The sequence below is a fragment of the uncultured Gimesia sp. genome (assembly GCF_963976445.1).
Taxonomy (GTDB): domain Bacteria; phylum Planctomycetota; class Planctomycetia; order Planctomycetales; family Planctomycetaceae; genus Gimesia.
On record NZ_CAXBKP010000011.1, the window covers coordinates 175050 to 192541 of the forward strand.

Annotated in this window: 13 protein-coding genes; 9 read left to right on the top strand and 4 right to left on the bottom strand. The window is 50.1% G+C overall.

From position 1 onward, the window contains the following. Positions 1-336: 336 nt before the first annotated feature. On the bottom strand, positions 337-2190 hold the full coding sequence (glgB, locus tag AAC022_RS14355; protein ID WP_339731955.1) for a 1,4-alpha-glucan branching protein GlgB: 1854 nt from the start codon (positions 2188-2190) through the stop codon (positions 337-339). Between the two features lie 661 nt (positions 2191-2851). Between glgB and AAC022_RS14360 the strand changes: the two genes are divergently transcribed. From AAC022_RS14360 to hemG, 4 genes are all read left to right on the top strand, one after another. After that, positions 2852-3811: a hypothetical protein gene (locus tag AAC022_RS14360; RefSeq protein ID WP_339731956.1), complete on the top strand. Its 960-nt coding sequence runs from the start codon at positions 2852-2854 to the stop codon at positions 3809-3811. Positions 3812-3973: 162 nt separating this feature from the next. Continuing rightward, positions 3974-4804 carry a uroporphyrinogen-III synthase gene (locus tag AAC022_RS14365; protein WP_339731957.1) on the top strand — a complete coding sequence of 277 codons (831 nt, stop codon included), beginning with the start codon at positions 3974-3976 and terminating at the stop codon, positions 4802-4804. Positions 4805-4929: 125 nt separating this feature from the next. Continuing rightward, positions 4930-5988, top strand: coding sequence for a uroporphyrinogen decarboxylase (gene hemE / locus AAC022_RS14370; protein ID WP_339731958.1), 1059 nt, complete (start codon positions 4930-4932; stop codon positions 5986-5988). A gap of 155 nt (positions 5989-6143) precedes the next feature. Next, entirely contained in the window at positions 6144-7631 is a 1488-nt protein-coding gene (hemG, locus tag AAC022_RS14375; RefSeq protein ID WP_339731959.1) for a protoporphyrinogen oxidase, read from the top strand. On the opposite strand, the gene AAC022_RS14380 is transcribed toward hemG, so the two are convergent. Further along, positions 7603-9399, bottom strand: a complete 1797-nt coding sequence (locus AAC022_RS14380) for an arylsulfatase (RefSeq protein ID WP_339731960.1) — start codon at positions 9397-9399, stop codon at positions 7603-7605. The two genes, hemG and AAC022_RS14380, sit on opposite strands and share 29 nt — an antisense overlap. Before the next feature lie 286 nt (positions 9400-9685). Beyond that, complete coding sequence (locus tag AAC022_RS14385; protein WP_339731962.1) at positions 9686-11116, bottom strand: DUF1598 domain-containing protein; 1431 nt, start codon at positions 11114-11116, stop codon at positions 9686-9688. A gap of 437 nt (positions 11117-11553) precedes the next feature. On the opposite strand from AAC022_RS14385, the gene tal reads away from it, so the two are divergent. Both tal and AAC022_RS14395 read left to right on the top strand, forming a co-directional pair. Next, positions 11554-12639, top strand: a complete 1086-nt coding sequence (gene tal / locus AAC022_RS14390) for a transaldolase (protein WP_339731964.1) — start codon at positions 11554-11556, stop codon at positions 12637-12639. Positions 12640-12945: 306 nt separating this feature from the next. Continuing rightward, a complete protein-coding gene (locus tag AAC022_RS14395; RefSeq protein ID WP_339731966.1) occupies positions 12946-13668 on the top strand; it encodes a hypothetical protein in 723 nt (240 codons plus the stop codon). Between the two features lie 48 nt (positions 13669-13716). On the opposite strand, the gene AAC022_RS14400 is transcribed toward AAC022_RS14395, so the two are convergent. Further along, positions 13717-14163, bottom strand: a complete 447-nt coding sequence (locus AAC022_RS14400; protein ID WP_339731968.1) for a hypothetical protein — start codon at positions 14161-14163, stop codon at positions 13717-13719. A 169-nt stretch (positions 14164-14332) separates the two neighbouring features. Here AAC022_RS14400 and AAC022_RS14405 point away from each other — a divergent pair, with 169 nt between their 5' ends. From AAC022_RS14405 to AAC022_RS14415, 3 genes are all read left to right on the top strand, one after another. Then, positions 14333-15409 (top strand): alpha/beta hydrolase, encoded by a 1077-nt coding sequence (locus AAC022_RS14405; protein WP_339731970.1) that lies wholly within the window; start codon positions 14333-14335, stop codon positions 15407-15409. 779 nt (positions 15410-16188) lie between these two features. Continuing rightward, positions 16189-17199, top strand: a complete 1011-nt coding sequence (locus tag AAC022_RS14410) for a DUF1559 domain-containing protein (protein ID WP_339731972.1) — start codon at positions 16189-16191, stop codon at positions 17197-17199. After that, entirely contained in the window at positions 17189-17428 is a 240-nt protein-coding gene (locus tag AAC022_RS14415; protein ID WP_339731974.1) for a hypothetical protein, read from the top strand. Before AAC022_RS14410 ends, AAC022_RS14415 begins: the two co-directional genes overlap by 11 nt. Positions 17429-17492 lie beyond the last annotated feature (64 nt).

Genomic DNA, 17492 nt, shown 5'->3' on the forward strand with positions numbered 1-17492 from the left:
CGTCTTACGGTATTCTTCTCAAGAACGGGCATTTTCTGGTACGACGTTTGCTTTTGATATATTTCCAGATGAGAACGCAAAACAATGTTCTTAATCTGAAACAAGCTTCACCAAAGGATACGCTGCTGGGGAGTATAGCCGAACTTTCCCTTGTTGGGACTGTTTGGGCGAGCGCCTATACACTCAGCGGCGTCCTTTTTTTATATCTTGAGCAGCAAAGCTCAAGACTGGAAACCATCATAAAATGATGCGATGGCTTTTTCCAGTCTTTTATACTGAGAAATCTTTATTGAGAAATCTTTATTTCTCTCTCTCAACGCCTGTGAAGTGACTGCTTTATTTCTGTTCTGGTTTCTTTTTCGTTGGAACCGGCTTCATGATCAGCAGGCCCAGCGGTGGCAAATTCAGCATGATACTATGGTCCAGACCATGGCTTTTGATCTTTTCGCTGTAGACGCCCCCTGCATTCCCGATATTTGAACCACCGTAGATCTCGGCGTCGCTATTGATGATTTCGTTATAGAACCCGGCTTTCGGAACGCCAATCCGATAGCCGTCCCGCGGGACGGGAGTGAAGTTCGCGATCACTATTACGTGTTCTTTGCTATCAGCGGAAATTCTTTGGTAGGCAAACACACTGTTTTTTGAATCGTCGCATTGGATCCATGAAAAACCGGCCGAATCGAAATCGGTTTCGTAGAGCGATTTCTCAGAGCGGTACAGATAATTCAGGTCACCAATCAAACGCCGGATACCATCATGGTTATCATGGCCGATCAATTTCCAGTCGATTTCACTATCGTGGTCCCATTCGTGCCATTGCGCTAATTCGCCTCCCATAAACAGCAGTTTTTTTCCAGGCATGGTGTATTGATAACCATACAGTAACCGCAGATTCGCAAACTGCTGCCACAGATCACCGGGCATTTGAGAAAGCAATGAACGCTTGCCATGCACGACTTCATCATGGGATAACGGCAAGACGAAGTTTTCTGTGAATGCATAGATCATTCTAAAGGAGAGCTCGCCCTGGTGATGCGAGCGGTAAATCGGATCGAAATGCATATAACGGAGCGTATCATTCATCCACCCCATATCCCATTTCATATTGAAACCCAGGCCTCCATTGTAGACTGGGTGTGAGACGCCGCCCCAGGAAGTCGATTCTTCCGCAATCGTCAGGATTCCGGGATATTCTCCATGCAGGCTGGTGTTCGCGTCTTTCAGGAACTGAATCGCTTCCAGGTTTTCCCGTCCTCCACTTGCGTTCGGTATCCATTCTCCTTCTTCGCGTGAATAATCCAGATAGAGCATCGAGGCAACGGCATCAACTCTCAGCCCATCGAAGTGATATTTATCAACCCAGAAATGGGCACTCGACAGCAGGAAGTCACGAATTTCATTGCGACCGTAATTGAAGATGTAGGTACCCCAATCCGGGTGAAATCCTTTACGGGGGTCTTCGTGCTCGTACAGGCAGGTCCCATCAAAGCGGCCCAGGGAGTGACCATCAGTGGGAAAATGGCCGGGAACCCAGTCGAATAGGACGCCGATCTCTGCCTGATGGCAGTAGTCGATGAAATACATCAGATCATGGGGAGTTCCAAAGCGGCTGGTGGGTGCAAAATAACCCGTCGTCTGATAACCCCAGGAACCATCAAAAGGATGTTCTGTCACAGGCATCAATTGAATATGGGTATATCCCATCTGTTTCACATACTCGACCAGCTGTTTCGCTAACTCACGGTAGGTAAAGAACTGGCGTCCATCTTTAGGACGCTTCCAGGAACCAAGGTGCACTTCATAAATCGCGATTGGCTGATCATGCCAGTTGATTTCTTTCCGTTTGTCTATCCATTCGGAATCCTGCCAGGGAAAATTCTCTAGATTGTAAACGATGGATGCCGTCTTGGGACGCAGTTCCGAGTAGAACGCGTACGGATCGCTTTTCTGAAAAAACTCACCGTTCTGCCCGCGCAGACTGAATTTGTAGGCATCCCCTTCGGAGATTTCCGGAACAAAGCCGGACCAGACACCCGCATCACTGGAATCCAGTTGACTTTCACCGTGTTTCCAGTGGTTTTTGTCAAAAATGACACATACATCTTCTGCATTGGGGGCCCAGACAGCAAATCGAGTTCCCTTGATACCGTTGACTTCGTCAGGGTGTGCTCCCATTGATTTATACATAGTACAGTGCATTCCAGTCTTTAGTGCATGAAGTTCTGCGGGTGAAAATAAAGGTTGTCTGGCTTGGGGCTTTTTGCGCCGCTGCTTATCGCGCCGCTGTTTTTCGCGCCAGGGGGCCATCTGTCGATTTTGGTTTGGTTCAAAGTGAGAGGATTGGCCCATCGAAGTTTATATTTCACCGTCAATTTATCTGATTCCAGATTGGATTCAACGAAGCCTGGCAGGCCTGATCTTGTCCTGCCGGAGTTGAATCATTCTGGAAACGCTACAATCAACCTGAGTTCGAGCTACAGGCTGGCAAACCATTATAATCAGTAAGCCCATTATAACTAAATTCGACCAGATTGTTACTCTTCCTTAATGCGGTTTTTCAGCTACGAAAAGTTCATACAGACCGGTCACGATTTCGCTGATCTGGAGAGACAATTGTTAAGCTATTCCAGTTGTGATGAATATCGTGACTGGGTAATCGGCGGCGATCAAGCTGGATAAAGCACTCAGTGAGCCCGCAACATGGTTGAAATACCGAATTCCGGCAACCTTTGCTCAAGTGGTATCGTCTATTGCAAACTATAATAGAAGCACATCGATCATTGTATATCACTTCTTCTCTTTCGGATTCCGGCCTGAAACATTTGGCTGGTTCGATGAAGGTCTTGTTTTGTCTATTCACCGTAATGCGCTGTTAATCGCAGGACCATTCGTTCTGATGACAGGCTTTTACTTTCTGGTCTTCTCGGGGACTCAGGAAGGACGCGCCTCATCGAACGCGGTCCGTCTCAGCGCACCGGAAATATTCAAATCAGCGCCAGAGATCAAATCACTGCAGCCGCAAATCCAATTGCAGGCCGAATGTGAGACGCAGGCAAAAGTGATTCAGCAACGAATTTCGATTCCCACCAATGTACTGGTCAAAGCGCCTTACATTCTGATTGGGGATTATGAAACCCAGACGCTGGAGGCGCTGCATCGAAAAGCAATTCAGCCGACCGAGTATGCCTTAAATGTTTCCTACTTCGATTCACAGCCAGATCGCCCGATTACGATCATCGTGCTTTCCAGTCAGGAACGCTATCAGCAGGTCGCCTATGATCTCGATCGAAGAAAAACCGGCTCTTATTATGGTTATTTTCAGTCTGACGAAATGCGAATCGTCCTTAACCTGGCGACGGGGGGCGGGACATTGGGGCACGAGTTGACTCACGCTCTGGCGCAGATCGATTATCCTGATATGCCGGAATGGTTTGATGAAGGCCTGGCTTCACTACACGAACAGTGTGAATTTTCAGAAGCAGGAAATCAACTGGTTGGCATTTCCAACTGGCGGTCTCAAATTTTACTGTCAGCTCTAGACCGAAATCAGCTGCCTGGCTTAGAGACACTGGTTCAGCAGATCAGAATCAAAACCGACCGGGAAGCATTGACCTATGCTTATGCACGCTACTTCTGCCTGTATCTGCAAGAGAAGCGCCTGCTCTCTCCCTTTTATCGGAAACTGCGCACGAACAGCGAATTCGACGAAACCGGACAGCGTACATTGCAGCAGTTGCTGAATGTGAAGGACCTCTCCGAAGTCGATCCCGATTTCCAACAGTGGTTAGTTGGCTTTCGCGTCAAGTAGAATCCGTAAATGCATCAGTCGATGATTCGCGACTGCTTTTCACTACGAAAACAGAGTTCTCTGAAATAAAGCCGCTTTCAAGCATTCTCTGCGATTCTGCTGCCTCCTATAATTGCCTCACTGATATCGATCTGTTCATTTTGCCCATGGTGATTTTTCTCTATGAATAACTCTCAATTACGTGTCTGCAGTTTTGAAAGCCGTAAAAGCGATGCGATGCGCGCTCTGATTGAACGAAATCAGGGGCTGCCGACGCTCGTCCATTCCATGGATGAAATTCCGCTGGAAAACAATGAACAGGTAAAATTGTTCTGCGAAAAACTGTTTCAAAATGAAATCGATGTGATGGTCTTTATGACGGGGGTCGGTGCGACCGCACTGCTCGATGCAGTGGAACTCTATTTCCCGCGCGAACCGTTTCTGGAAGCCCTTAAAAAAATCATCGTCACCGTCCGCGGCCCGAAACCGACGGTCGTCCTGCGAAACTGGAATGTCCCAATTCACCATACCGCTCCTGAGCCGAATACCTGGCATGAAATTATTTCTATCTGGGATGACAAAAAATTTTCGGTCACAGGCAAGCATGTGGCCGTTCAGGAATATGGAAAACCGGTCCAGGAGTTCTACGATGAACTCCGCAAACGAGGGGCACAGGTGCTCCCGATTACCGTTTACCGCTGGGCTTTACCGGAAGACACCAGCGGCTTAAGAGACGCGATTCACTCTACCATTCAAAATGAATTCGACGTGCTGATGTTTACCAGCGCTCAGCAGATCGCACATGTCCTGCAGATCGCGGAAGAAGAAAAGGTGAAAGACGACTGGCTGCAGGCGGCTGCAAAAATCATGATCGCTTCAGTCGGTCCTGCCTGTTCGGAAGCAATACAGCAGGCCGGGCTTCCCCTCGATTTTGAATCCAGTCCTCCCAAAATGGGGCCGCTTGTCAAAGATGCCCTCCAGGCCGCACCGGAAATTCTCGCGAAAAAACGGTAAGTCTTTCTCCCGAATCAGGTTGTTTCCGGGAAACCGGCTCCCTCAGAATTTCAGTCCACCTGGATACCTGCTAAAATAACCTGCCTATCGAACAAACACCAAAATCGTACTTGAAAGAGCTGATAATGAATTCTCAAGTGGCTGAAAACGCCAGCTATCAGAATAGTCGTTTTATGAAAGCAGTCCGCCGCGAACCCGTGGATACCACACCGATCTGGATCATGCGACAGGCGGGCCGCTATCTTCCCGAATACATGGCCGTCCGAAGCAAGACGACGTTCATTGAACTCTGTAAAACCCCTGCTCTGGCTGCGGAAGTCACGCTCACCGCACAGAGCGTGCTCGGCGTTGATGCCGCGATTCTTTTCGCCGATCTTTTGCCGATCCTGGAACCGATGGGCCTTGATCTCGAATATCTGAAAGGGGAAGGCCCTGTCATTCATAATCCGATTCTGGATTCCTCTCAAGTCGATCGACTGACTGACATCGCCGATATGAATTGTCTGGAGTTTGTCTTTGATGCCGTCAAACTGATTCGTGCTGATTTACCCGCCGACATCCCCCTGCTCGGCTTCGCCGGCTGCCCGTTTACGCTGGCCAGCTACGCCATTGAAGGAGGCAGTTCCAAAAACTACCGCCGCACCAAACAGATGATGTATAACGACCCCGGTGCCTGGAAGGTGTTGATGAATCGCTTCGTTGATAATCTGATTGTCTATCTGCAGCGGCAGATTGCAGCCGGCTGTCAGGCCGTGCAAATCTTTGATAGCTGGGCCGGTTGCCTTTCTCCGGAAGACTATCAGCAGTACGTGCAACCCTACACGGCAAGACTCGTCGCAGGAGTTCAGGACCATGCTCCGGTGATTAACTTCCTTACCGGAAATCCCGCGTTGATTCCTCTGCAGAAACAGACGGGCGGCCAGGTGTTTGGCCTCGACTGGCGGATTAACCTTGCCGATGCCTGGGAGATTCTAGGTCCCGATGTCGCCGTTCAGGGAAACCTTGATCCGATTGCCCTCTATGCAGATATTCCTGTGCTGAAACAAAAAGCGAAGTCCGTTCTTGATGCCGCCGCCGGTCGCAACGGACACATTTTCAATCTCGGTCATGGCGTGATGCCCGATATGAATCCCGATAATGTGAAAGCCCTCGTTGAAATCGTGCACGAACTGGGAAGCCGGTAATAACTAGTGGAGTGTCATGTTTAAATTTGGGGTTGATAGATATTACGAGAGTGCGACAACGGAGCACGTAAACAACACTCCCAACCCTCAATTTCTAGCTTGACAAAGCACTGGTCCCACACGCGTTTCTTAACCTTCTGATTGATTAACAAAGTATGAATCACTCTACCAGCTCAAAAGCAACGAAACGGATCGCAGTCGTCGGCGGCGGGGTCACCGGCCTGTCTGCCGCACACCGTTTGCTCGAACTGGCAGACGCGCAACAGCAATCAATCGAAGTCACCCTGTTTGAATCGCAGCCGGAAACGGGCGGCTGGATTGGCACCATCGAGCAACAGGATTATCTGATCGATACCGGCGGAGACATGTTTATCACCAATAAACCAGCGGCGATTGAACTATGCAATCGGCTGGGGTTGGAAGATCAGCTCATCTCCACCAATCAGCAGTATCGGGGCGCTTTGATTCTGAAGGACGGACAACCCGTTCCCGTGCCGCTCGGCTTCGAATTGATGACGCCTTCCCGCATTGGTCCCATGCTGAAGACTCCGCTCCTTAGTCCTGCGGGGAAATTACGCATGGGACTCGAGTATTTCCTTCCCCGCCGACACAGCACGACCGGACTGGATCAGGATGACGAAAGCCTGGCCCATTTCGTCACACGTCGTTTTGGTGAAGAAGCATTAACCCGCCTCATTCAGCCACTGGTTGCCGGCATTTATACGTCCGATCCCGAAAAACTAAGTCTGCGGGCGACATTGCCCCGTTTTCTGGATATGGAACGCGATCACCGCAGCCTGATTAAAGCGATCCGCAAACAGAAACGCGCCGCAAAATCAGCCGATGCGACCGGCGCGCGGTATGGATTATTCGCTGGGTTTCGGGGAGGGATGCAAACCTTGATTCGCACACTCGCCGAACGGGTTTCAGAACGGGGTACGATTCTTTTTAGTCAGCCGGTGACCAAAATTAAACCCGTCGCAGAGTCCGGTTATGAAGTGACCTCGGAATCCGACGGCGACTCACAAACGCAGCACTTCGATGCCGTCATCGTCACGACAGCGACACACCACGCTGCTGGCATGACCGCTGACTTTGCTCCCGAACTGTCTAACCTTCTGTCGCAAATCGAGTACGCGTCCACTGCGATTCTGGTGAACCTCTTCAAGCTCTCTGATATCAAACACCCACTCAATGCGTTCGGACTTGTGATCCCGGCTGCAGAAAAACGCAAGATCTTTGCCATCGCTTTCGCCAGCCGTAAGTTCCCCGGCAGAGCCCCCGAAGGTTATGTCCAACTGCGAACTTTCGTCGGCGGCGCTATGCAGCCGGAACTGCTCGACCATTCGGATGAAGAACTGACGGCCATTGTGCAGAGCGAACTGGCCGACATTCTGGGAGTCACCGGCGAACCACAGTTCTCCAAGCTACTCCGACACAATCAATCCATGCCTCAATACCACCTCGGGCATCTGCAACTAGTCGAAGAGATCGAACAGCAGGCCGCCCGTTATTCTCAGCTGGAACTGGCGGGCAACGCCTATCGCGGCGTCGGTATTCCGGACTGTATCCACAGTGCCGAACAGGCGGCGGAAAGACTGTTCGCGGCGATGCTTACTCCCGCGTCAGTTCAATCCCCTTAACGTCGATCAACTCGTCTCCGGTTTTCTTAACGCCGGTCAGTTTCAGATCACAGCGTCCTTTTTTCAATTCCAGCGTTCCCAGTTTAATTCTCGCCCAGTCTTTGCGCATGTAATTGTCCGACTGTTCCACGCGATCCTGGTTGCCAATCTTCGGCGGATCATGTGGCTTGGAAATCATCGCGGCCAGACTTTGAAGACCAGTGGAAACTGCAACCACACAATCAACGTCTTGTTTCGCACACGTATACTTTAGGGTGACGGTATATTTTCCGGGAGTCAGCACGTCCAGATGCCAGACGGCAGCCGCACTCGGGTCGGTCCAGTCTTCCAACCAGCTATTCGCATAACCGTTGTGCCCTTTGCCACTGTAATTGATCCCCTGCCCGGCTTCCGGCTCCAGAAACGATTCATTCACCGGAACCGCCGTCATCACTTCTTTCGGATGACCCACGGGAATCGGAATCGGCTCGAAGCCTGCGTCTGAGACATCCTGGTACCAGTCTGCGTAGGCAGCGCTCAGTTCCTTCACGACCTTGGGATTCATTTTCGCAACATCGTTTTTCTGTCCCGGATCAGCCAGCATATCATACAGGCTCCACTTGTTCCGCTCATAAGCGGCCCGCCAGCGATCCGTGCGTACCGAACCTACGGGCAGTTCTGTACCGGGAATCGAATTGCGAAACAACCGATCTGCGAAGAGCATCCGCGCTGGCCAGTTTTCCGTAGACTCTTCTGTCAGTAAAGGCACGAGACTCTTTCCGTCGACCGGGATTCCAGATACCGATTCGACACCACAAAAATCGAGCAGTGTCGGCAAGAGATCAATATGAGCGGCGATCGGTTTGACAACCGTCCCTGATTTGATTTTTCCCGGATAGCGCACAAACAAAGGCACACGGATGCCTCCTTCATGAATTGACCCTTTGCGGCCTCGCATGTCTCCATTATAACGTTTGCTGTTCGGCCCATTGTCGGTCAGAAACAATACGATGGTGTTGTCACTCAATTTCAGATCGTCCAGTGTCTGCAGTAGTCGGCCCAGATTCTCATCAACGCTGTCGACCATCGCATACGCACAGCGCGCCTTGTCATCCAGCCCTTTGTTCGCGTATTTCTGCCAATATTTCTCAGGCACAATCCAGGGAGAATGCGGTGCATTATAAGGTACATAACAGAAGAACGGCTGATCCTTGTTCTGCTTGATGAAATCAATGGCCTTGTCGGTTAGCACATCGGTGATATACCCTTTTGTCTTGACCGGTTTTTTGTTGTGTTCGAGATTCGTATCGAAATAACTGTTCCAGTGGCCGCCACAAAAACCGAAGAACTCGTCAAAGCCCTGTCCGTTCGGATGCATCGGATAATGTCGCCCGTTATGCCATTTTCCAAACGCCCCCGTCGCATAACCGGCTGATTTCAAAATTTCTGCAATCGTGACTTCTTCGGCCCGCATGTTTTCAAAGCCGCGCGTCACCCCATGCACGCCGGTTCGCAAACTGTAGCGTCCCGTCAGCAAAGCCGCCCGCGTCGGCGCACAAACTGGTGACACAAAAAAACGATCAAACCGTGCCCCCTGCTTCGCCAGCAGGTCCTGGTTCGGCGTTTCAATCAACGGATTCTCATGCGAACGCACATCTCCCCAGCCCTGGTCGTCCGTCATGATCAACAGCACATTGGGCTTAGCAGCCGCCTGCAGCAATTGACCCGAACAAAAAACGAAGACCAGCAAAAACAAACAGACCAGATTCAACAGGGGCGCGCGTCTCATGGTGAAAGTCAGTTTCCTAAAAAATCAGAAAAGAAAAGAACAGAGATGATGAATTTTAAAGCCGTTCAAGCATGTTGATTAGACTGTTGTGTGCCACTGTCGGCTGGTCCGACAGTGCGAACTCAGTATACGTGCGAAACACTTATAACCAAATCCGGGTGCCACTGTTGGCTTGCCCAACAGTGAGAATCCAGCTCCAGTAGGGAACTGTTTCTCAAACCTAAAAGTCAGCAAAAACAGTCATGTAACAACAACAATTCTAGTAAACCGAATCCAAAACCAACAGTCAATCCCACCACCAGCGTACTGGTTTTTCCTGATCCCGTTCCAACACCACCGCTTTTTTCTCATCCAGCGAATTGTCCCGTGACGTAACAAACTCCGTCTGGTTCACCACAGCCCGGGCATTCACTGTTACGCCGCCCCCAACGAGACAGATCATCAATCGCCCCGCTTTCTTATAGTTCATCGCCGTCGGCACCTGTTTGGGAATGTTTCCCACAGGCACCAGGTATTCCGAATTAGCAGAGAAGAAACGATGCGGCCAGTCCACCTGCTGATCCAGGCGTTCTTTCCGGATCAAAGCCGCCAGTACCGTCAAGTCAGTGATCGACTGCAGTTCGGCGAACGTCGGGTGCAGGTCAGCCAGCTTGGAAAAATATTTCGTGAACTGCTGGGCATACTTCGTTGTTGAAAGTCGAGTCTGAGCCGCGTCTGTTCGCTGTCCCGCCTGGTTTACGAATTCCTCCTGCGACATCATCTGCAGCCGTTGTCCGGAGAATTGAAATGCATCCCGATCTGCCGTCGTGGTGAAGGCATCATAGAGCGGCGTAAACCACCAGCGCTGCGTGCTGTTGCCGCCTCCGCGGAGCGTGGCCAGATGGCTTTTGATTTCTCGTATTCCTGACGGCTCCAGGCCGATGGAAATTCGCTTCAGCATATAGTCGGCTTCCACCAGAATCCGCGCATAATGCGAACCGGCTGGCACCCCCGTCACCGAAACATCCTGCATGCCTAGAATCTGTGCCATAGTTTTAAAACGCGTCGTCGCTGTCGCCGTTGAGGACGCAGAATTCGTACGACGAATATACTCGTTCATCCGCGCCAGATTGTCCGGCTTCGCATCAAACGAACAACCCGTGATCAACCCACGATCCTGTGATTGAAGAGCGACGACCAGATCATCCAGCCGGATTGGCGGCCGTCCTGTTTCCACGCCGACCACCCGATTCTGTGCGTTGGCGGCGAAACCTTCCGCCGGTCCTGCAATAATCAGATCGTTGTGCTCGCGATCTACAAACAGATAATCGATTCGCCATAACCCCGCCAGATATTGGATCTCGGCAGGTAACGGCTGATTCTTCTCTTTGAATTCCTGGCAGACCTTCTCCAGTTGCACCAGCGAGATCTTACGGAACTCCGATTTCTGATTCACGTCGCCGGGAAGTGACTGCGCCGCGATCGCCTGCAGACGACGTTGATTCAGCTGTTTGCTGTTCTGCGTGATCCGAAACGGTGCCGCAATCACGCCGTCGGCATCAATAGTGATCCCGCCCGCGTTCTGCTGATTATTATTCTGATTGCCGCCGCCGTTATTATTTCCACCATTATTCGTCTGTGCCCGACCTGTAGCAGAGAGACACAATAAAAGTAGTAGAGACAAGAGGCAACGAATGGCTCGGTGCGAAAGGAGTCTTCTGAGAGAGGATCTATTCATCAAGGTAACTTTCAGTCTGTAAAATGCTGCCCGCATTGTTTAAGACACACTCCATTCTAACAACCCGCTAACAGCAGAGTCAGGGGTTTTGTCGAATTCCAGGTAGCGGAATCATATTTTATTTCACGCTTCCAGATATTCAGATAACAGGCGAGAAATGCATCATTAGGGAGGGAGCGTTGAACTATTGATGAGATAAGAACTGGTTCTGGTCTTATCTGAAACCGTTGATCCATTGAGAATGAACCTGTCGTGTGCTGCTAAACTTCGTGTTTTTTCGTGCCTTTCGTGGTAGCAAAAAAACAAACAAATTTCCCGCACTTTTTGCACTCCTCAAGATCAGCCTTCCATTCATAACGGGAATTCACAACAATAAGCTACCGATGCACTGTTTTTTAATCGACTCATCATTCACCATCCAATGGGGAAGGAATACCATGACGGCGACGAAGCAACTCAATGAACTCGGCCAGAGTCTGTGGCTTGATAATATCACCCGCGACCTGCTTGATAACGGCACTCTGCAGCGCTATATCGATGAACTCTCGGTGACCGGGCTGACCTCGAACCCGACGATCTTCCATCAGGCGATCAAAAACAGCCAGTCATACGACAGTGTGATTCAGCAGAAGTTCAAAAACGGTCAGGCAGGAGAGCAGCTCTTTTTTGAAGTTGCCCTCGAAGACATCACGCAGGCCGCCGACAAGTTCCGTCCCGTCTGGGACAAAACTGATGGTGTGGATGGCTGGGTTTCGCTGGAAGTCTCTCCCCTGCTCGCTTACGACACCGAAAGCACGCTGGCGGCTGCGAAAGATCTACATGCCCGCGCCGGTCGTCCCAACGTGTTGATCAAAATTCCCGGCACCAAAGAAGGCTTGCCCGCGATTGAAGAAGCCACATTCGCCGGCATTCCCGTGAACGTCACGCTGCTGTTCTCCAGCGAGCACTATGTCGACGCCGCCGAAGCCTTTTTGCGTGGTGTTGAACGACGCATCGAAGCCGACTTGAATCCTGCTGTTGGCTCTGTTGCCTCTCTATTCATTAGCCGCTGGGACCGTGCGATTGTGGATCAAGCACCTGAATCGCTGCACAATAAGCTGGGGGTCGCCGTTGGTCAACGGGCTTACAAAGCTTATGTGGATCTCTTGAATTCACCCCGCTGGCAGCGTGCCTTGAACTTCGGTGCCCGCCCGCAGCGTTTACTCTGGGCCAGTACGGGAATGAAAGACCCCAATGCACCCGACACGCACTATATCAAGTCACTCGCTTCACCATTTACGGTGAACACGATTCCCGAAAAAACGTTGCTCGCCTTCGCCGATCACGGTGAAGTCGGTGTTGCCCTGCCAGCCTGTGGCGGCGATAGCGAGTCTCTGCTCTCTGAATTCGAAACAGCGGGTGTCGACGTGCAAGCCTTAGCCGCCAAACTCCAGAAAGACGGCGCCGAATCCTTCGTCCAATCCTGGAACGAGCTGATGGACGTCATCACCACCAAAAGCGAATCACTGGCTAAAGTTGACTAATAAGACGAATCAAGAATGATTAAGAATCAAAGGCATGTCTCACCAGGTTTATCAGGGTGAGACATGCCTTTTTTATTCCAAATTCACCACCAGAAAATATCGTGTCTTTTGTGATTTTGTGGTAGAAATAGATTCAGGAGAGAAGACCGTTCTGGATCAGTATTGTTTGCTGCAGGCGGGCACTGAATAAGTGGAATGATTACTTGTCTGAGTGACTGATGATTTCTATTCTGCTGAACGCGATGCCATTGTGATATGATCAGTCACAGTTTCTATTTCGTATTCGGTCTGGAGATAAGAAATTCTATGGCGACGATTGCTGAAATCACCCGCTGTCACCAGAAATTTTCAGCGGCGCAACATGATGAGAAGCTGCTTTCGCAGTTCGTTGATTCCGCCCTTCAGCACTGCCAACTGGCACTTGCTGAGTTGGAAGGCCGATTGACTACCATTGGTTATCCCGTTCAGTCACTGATTATCGATTCTGACGGGGATCAAGATCAAAGAATTTCGCGAATCGAAGCGCTCACAGATCGCCGTGTTCCTGCAATATTGAATCGATTGTGGCATTTAATCGGCGGCATCTCGTTCGTTGATCTGGAAGATTACTCTCATTTCGATTTCTGGGAAGGACAGGGAATCAAAGGTGCCAAAGGGGTCTGCGATGGTGTCTATGTGGAGTCGTGCAGTCAGGAATGGCTGGCATATACGATTGATGATTTCGAGGCCTGTAAAGCAGACCATGCCGAGTCTGAATTCGTTTATACTTTTGCTCCTGATGGATACCACAAAGACGACATCTCCGGCGGCCCTCCCTATGGACTGCAGGGTGATAACTGGTTGCCTGCCGTCGTGGATTTTCGGTGGACCGGTTTTAAGACCCCGGAGAGTGCCAAGTCCCTGTCTCTCGATTTTCTGGGATATCTGCGGACGTCAATTCTGGAATGTGGCGGGTTCCCGGGTTTACTCGGACATCCAAAGTTCGAACCCATTCGAGAAAAACTGGTAGCAGGACTACCCCTCTTTTGATTCTTGTAAAGAGAAAACTGTTCGTGACTTTCGTGGTAGAAAATGAATTCAGAACAGACCCAGGCGATCGAAAAGTCCATAGGGGCTAAAGGGATGATATCTCCCTCTGTTTTTTGTAGTAGACCAAGCCCAACGACAGACGACTTTTCCTGCTTGATCAAAGACGACCGTCGCACCCACATCGTCCCGCTTCCAGATGCACAGTGTGTATTTTTGCGGGGGGCCATACTTTGATGCCTGGTCATTCGCTGGATGGAGTATCGTTGTCGAATTCATGATCACCCCTTTCGAATTCGAAGTGGTATCAGGGGGAGACCCCATCAGTGTGTCCGTTTCGTCCACAGAAATTCCCAGAGGAATCTGAGACACGGTCGACTCAAGTGGGGAAATATCCCGGTGTGGGCTGTGCTTATTAACGATCGCTGTTTTCATGAGCAGTAGATAGCAGGATACCGAGACGAACACGATCAGATATATTTTGAGAGATGATTTCATCAGTCGATCCTGAGTTTGATCCCACTCGAACTGTTGTCACAGATATCGGGAGGTCACCAGAGAATATTTAATCCTTGAACTATCGTATGCTTCTGAAATAGAATTATCTAGTGCAATGTACACCGGATCAATGCGTTCATAAATCCCAAAACAGAAAACGAGACATAGAATGACACAAAACCCCATTGTCCCATTTGGCTTGCGAATCCTTGTTTTGTGTTGCATTGTGATATTGTCCAGCAATGTGGGAGCCGCCGATGAAAAACCGCAGCCCGACGAACGTCTGCAACAATTATTGAAACGATTTCCGGCTGCCGACAAAAATAAGGATGGCATTCTGACTCGCGTCGAAGCGAAGGAGTATCGCGAGAAGCTCAGAGGCGCCCGGGAAAACACGATCAAGCCGACCTATGCCGATGTGAAATACGGCGACCACAGTCGGAACGTGCTCGACTTCTATCAGGCCAAGTCTGACAAGCCGACTCCGCTGGTAATCTACATTCATGGCGGCGGATTTGTGGGGGGCAGCAAGCGAGTCAGCGCGGGGCTTGTAAATCTCTTTCATAGTGCCGGCATCAGTCTCGCAGCGATTCACTACCGTTTTATTGATGGTAAAAATGTCCTGCTTCCTGAACCGCAGCGCGACGGGGCGCGGGCGGTCCAGTTTCTGCGCAGCAAAGCGAAGGCATGGAACATCGACCCCAAACGGGTCGCTTGTTTTGGAGGTTCTGCCGGCGCTGGGATTTCAATGTGGATCGGTTTTCACGATGACCTGGCTGACCCGAACAGTGATGATCCGGTCAAACGTCAGTCCACCCGCATCCAGGCGATCGGCACCATGGGCGGTCAAAGCACCTATGATCCAATCAAAATCAAAGCGCTGGTTGGCGGTCGCGCATGGGAGCATGGCTCGATCTTCAAAGCCTACGGTCTCGAGACCGCAGAAGAGGCATTACACCCGACGCCGGAACGTCAGAAACGGTACGATGAGTCTTCCGCGATCATGCATCTGACCAAAGACGATCCGCCGCTTTACATGACCTATAGCGAAGCCGACGGCCCCCTGCCCGAGAACGCCCGCCCCGGCCAAGGCATTCATCACCCCAACTTCGGCCGCGATCTGGTCAAGACAATGAACGAACTCAAGATCGAAAACGTTTTCGTCTACACCCCGGAAAGCAAAGGTCGCAACACTCAACGCGAAATGCTGGAGTTCTTTCAGAAACAGTTCGCGAAGGTGGAATAAGGATGAAATCAGTTATTGTTAAACTGGCTCCAATATTGCCATTCGTCCTTCCGGTCATGTTTTACCAGGTATACAGACCTTTTAATCATGCATGGGTTTATGATTATTTTGGTGGCACTTCTCGAGACCTGAATGGTCCCTGGAGATTCACTGCCAACGATTTTAATTTAACATTGTGGATTTTGATCTATTTCCTGGATGGCATATTTTGGATTTGGCTGTGTGAGGAGAACATTCACAGGTATTTAAAATTCGTAGGCCTTCTGGTGATCTTTGGCATATGCAATTATGGTTTTGTGTTTGCCATCAATTACAATTAATGCTCGTGGTCAGGCGTTATTAGAATCAGTTTCAGTAGGCGTTTGATTTGATGAAAAAGTCCTGATTCAGTCAGCCAGCCAGTCCCTGGTTGTGATTTGATTCAATATCTTACCCAAAGACTGTTTTCATCGTGGTCGACAGATTCGCGAAGGCCTGCGCCCCGTCGCTGGCGAAGCCGAATAAAGAACGTTTTCTGGTATCTCTTTAAGTCTCTTACATTCCCGCTTCAGTAGTGAAAATGCGCGAGCGTTTCTTTTCCTGTAAAGAGACTTAAAGATCTTCTTAGACAGACATTATTCCATTTTAAAAAGTATGAAAAAAGTATTTTCCCTTCATTTTCATTTGCAATACTGGCCGACATTATAGATACTGAGTCTCAGTCTCATCTAAGTAATCACGCCAGCCAGCGTTAATGCCAGCAAGCACCTCACCACTCCTTCAAATGAAGAGGTCTTTTCATGGCATGCCGCTTTCCCCGTTCTGCTCCTCCGTTGGTGAAAAACCGTGCAGGGTTCACCATTATCGAATTACTGGTTGTGATCTCCATTATCGCAATTCTGATGGCGTTACTCCTGCCGGCAGTGCAACAGGCACGTGAGGCTGCCCGGAAAACGCAATGTAAAAACAATCTAAAACAGATGGCACTCGCGGCCCACAATTTCCATGATACACGTGGAATGCTTCCCCACTTATGGAAATCAGGTCCCGCAGGAACTAAACGACATCCTTTCACGATGTTGCTGCCTTTTCTCGAACAGGCAGATTTCGACAAGAACCCTGATATTCGAACAAAATCGATTGCCACTTATCTCTGCCCCTCAGACCCGAAACTGGATGGTGCTCATTCCAGTTATTGTTCTTATGCCATCAATGTCGGGGATAACAACTATCCCTGGGCGTATCTTTGCGATCCCACCGATCCTCTTACCTTCTATTACTGCGCCTATTTTCCCGAAAATAAAATGTATTTTAATGGACTGTTTGACATAACCTCTAGTTCGGCAAAACGCAACGGTGGTAGAGTAATTCGCTTCCGGGATATCACAGATGGTCTCTCCAATACCCTGATGTTCGGTGAAAAATGGGGGCAGATCTACAATCCGGATACGGGTGAGCGTGTTACTTCAGGAATTCAAGCAAGCGACTGGATTAACTCGTACGCAACACCCATGATCGCGACTGCCTTCAACAAACTAAATAACAACCTGGCTTATGGAAGTTCGATCTCAATCAATTTCTGTTACTGGAGTTCGTTTCGCTCCGACCATACCGGCGGCGCCATGTTTGCCTTTGCAGACGGTTCCGTTAGATTTCTGAGCGAAGCCATCGATGCCGATGCAGAACCCCGTTTTCAATACCCAGAAGGGACTGCTGCTCCTTCACGGGGGCCTCAAAATCCTCATCCGGCAGGTCGCATCTTTCGTGCCCTTGCTACACGTGCGGAAGGAGAGCTGATCGGTGAATTTTAGCGATAACTCAAAACGATCACCGATCCTGCTGGCCCTGCTCTTTCTCGGCGGACTGATCGGTGTCTGGCAAATTGGAAAAACGCTGATGGGACAAAAACAGCCACGTCCCATGACGGGGCAAGAAATGAGACAAGTCATGGAAGAACATGAAGCCAAAGACCGTGCTTCCTGGGAAAAAATGTGGCGTGAAGTGGGAAAAACACCACCCGGAAAGGTTAAAGAAAGGTGAAAGAGTGCTGGTTACACCATCCCAAAAAGAATCGTTGCTTTCTCAATAGGGAAACCAGGACTGG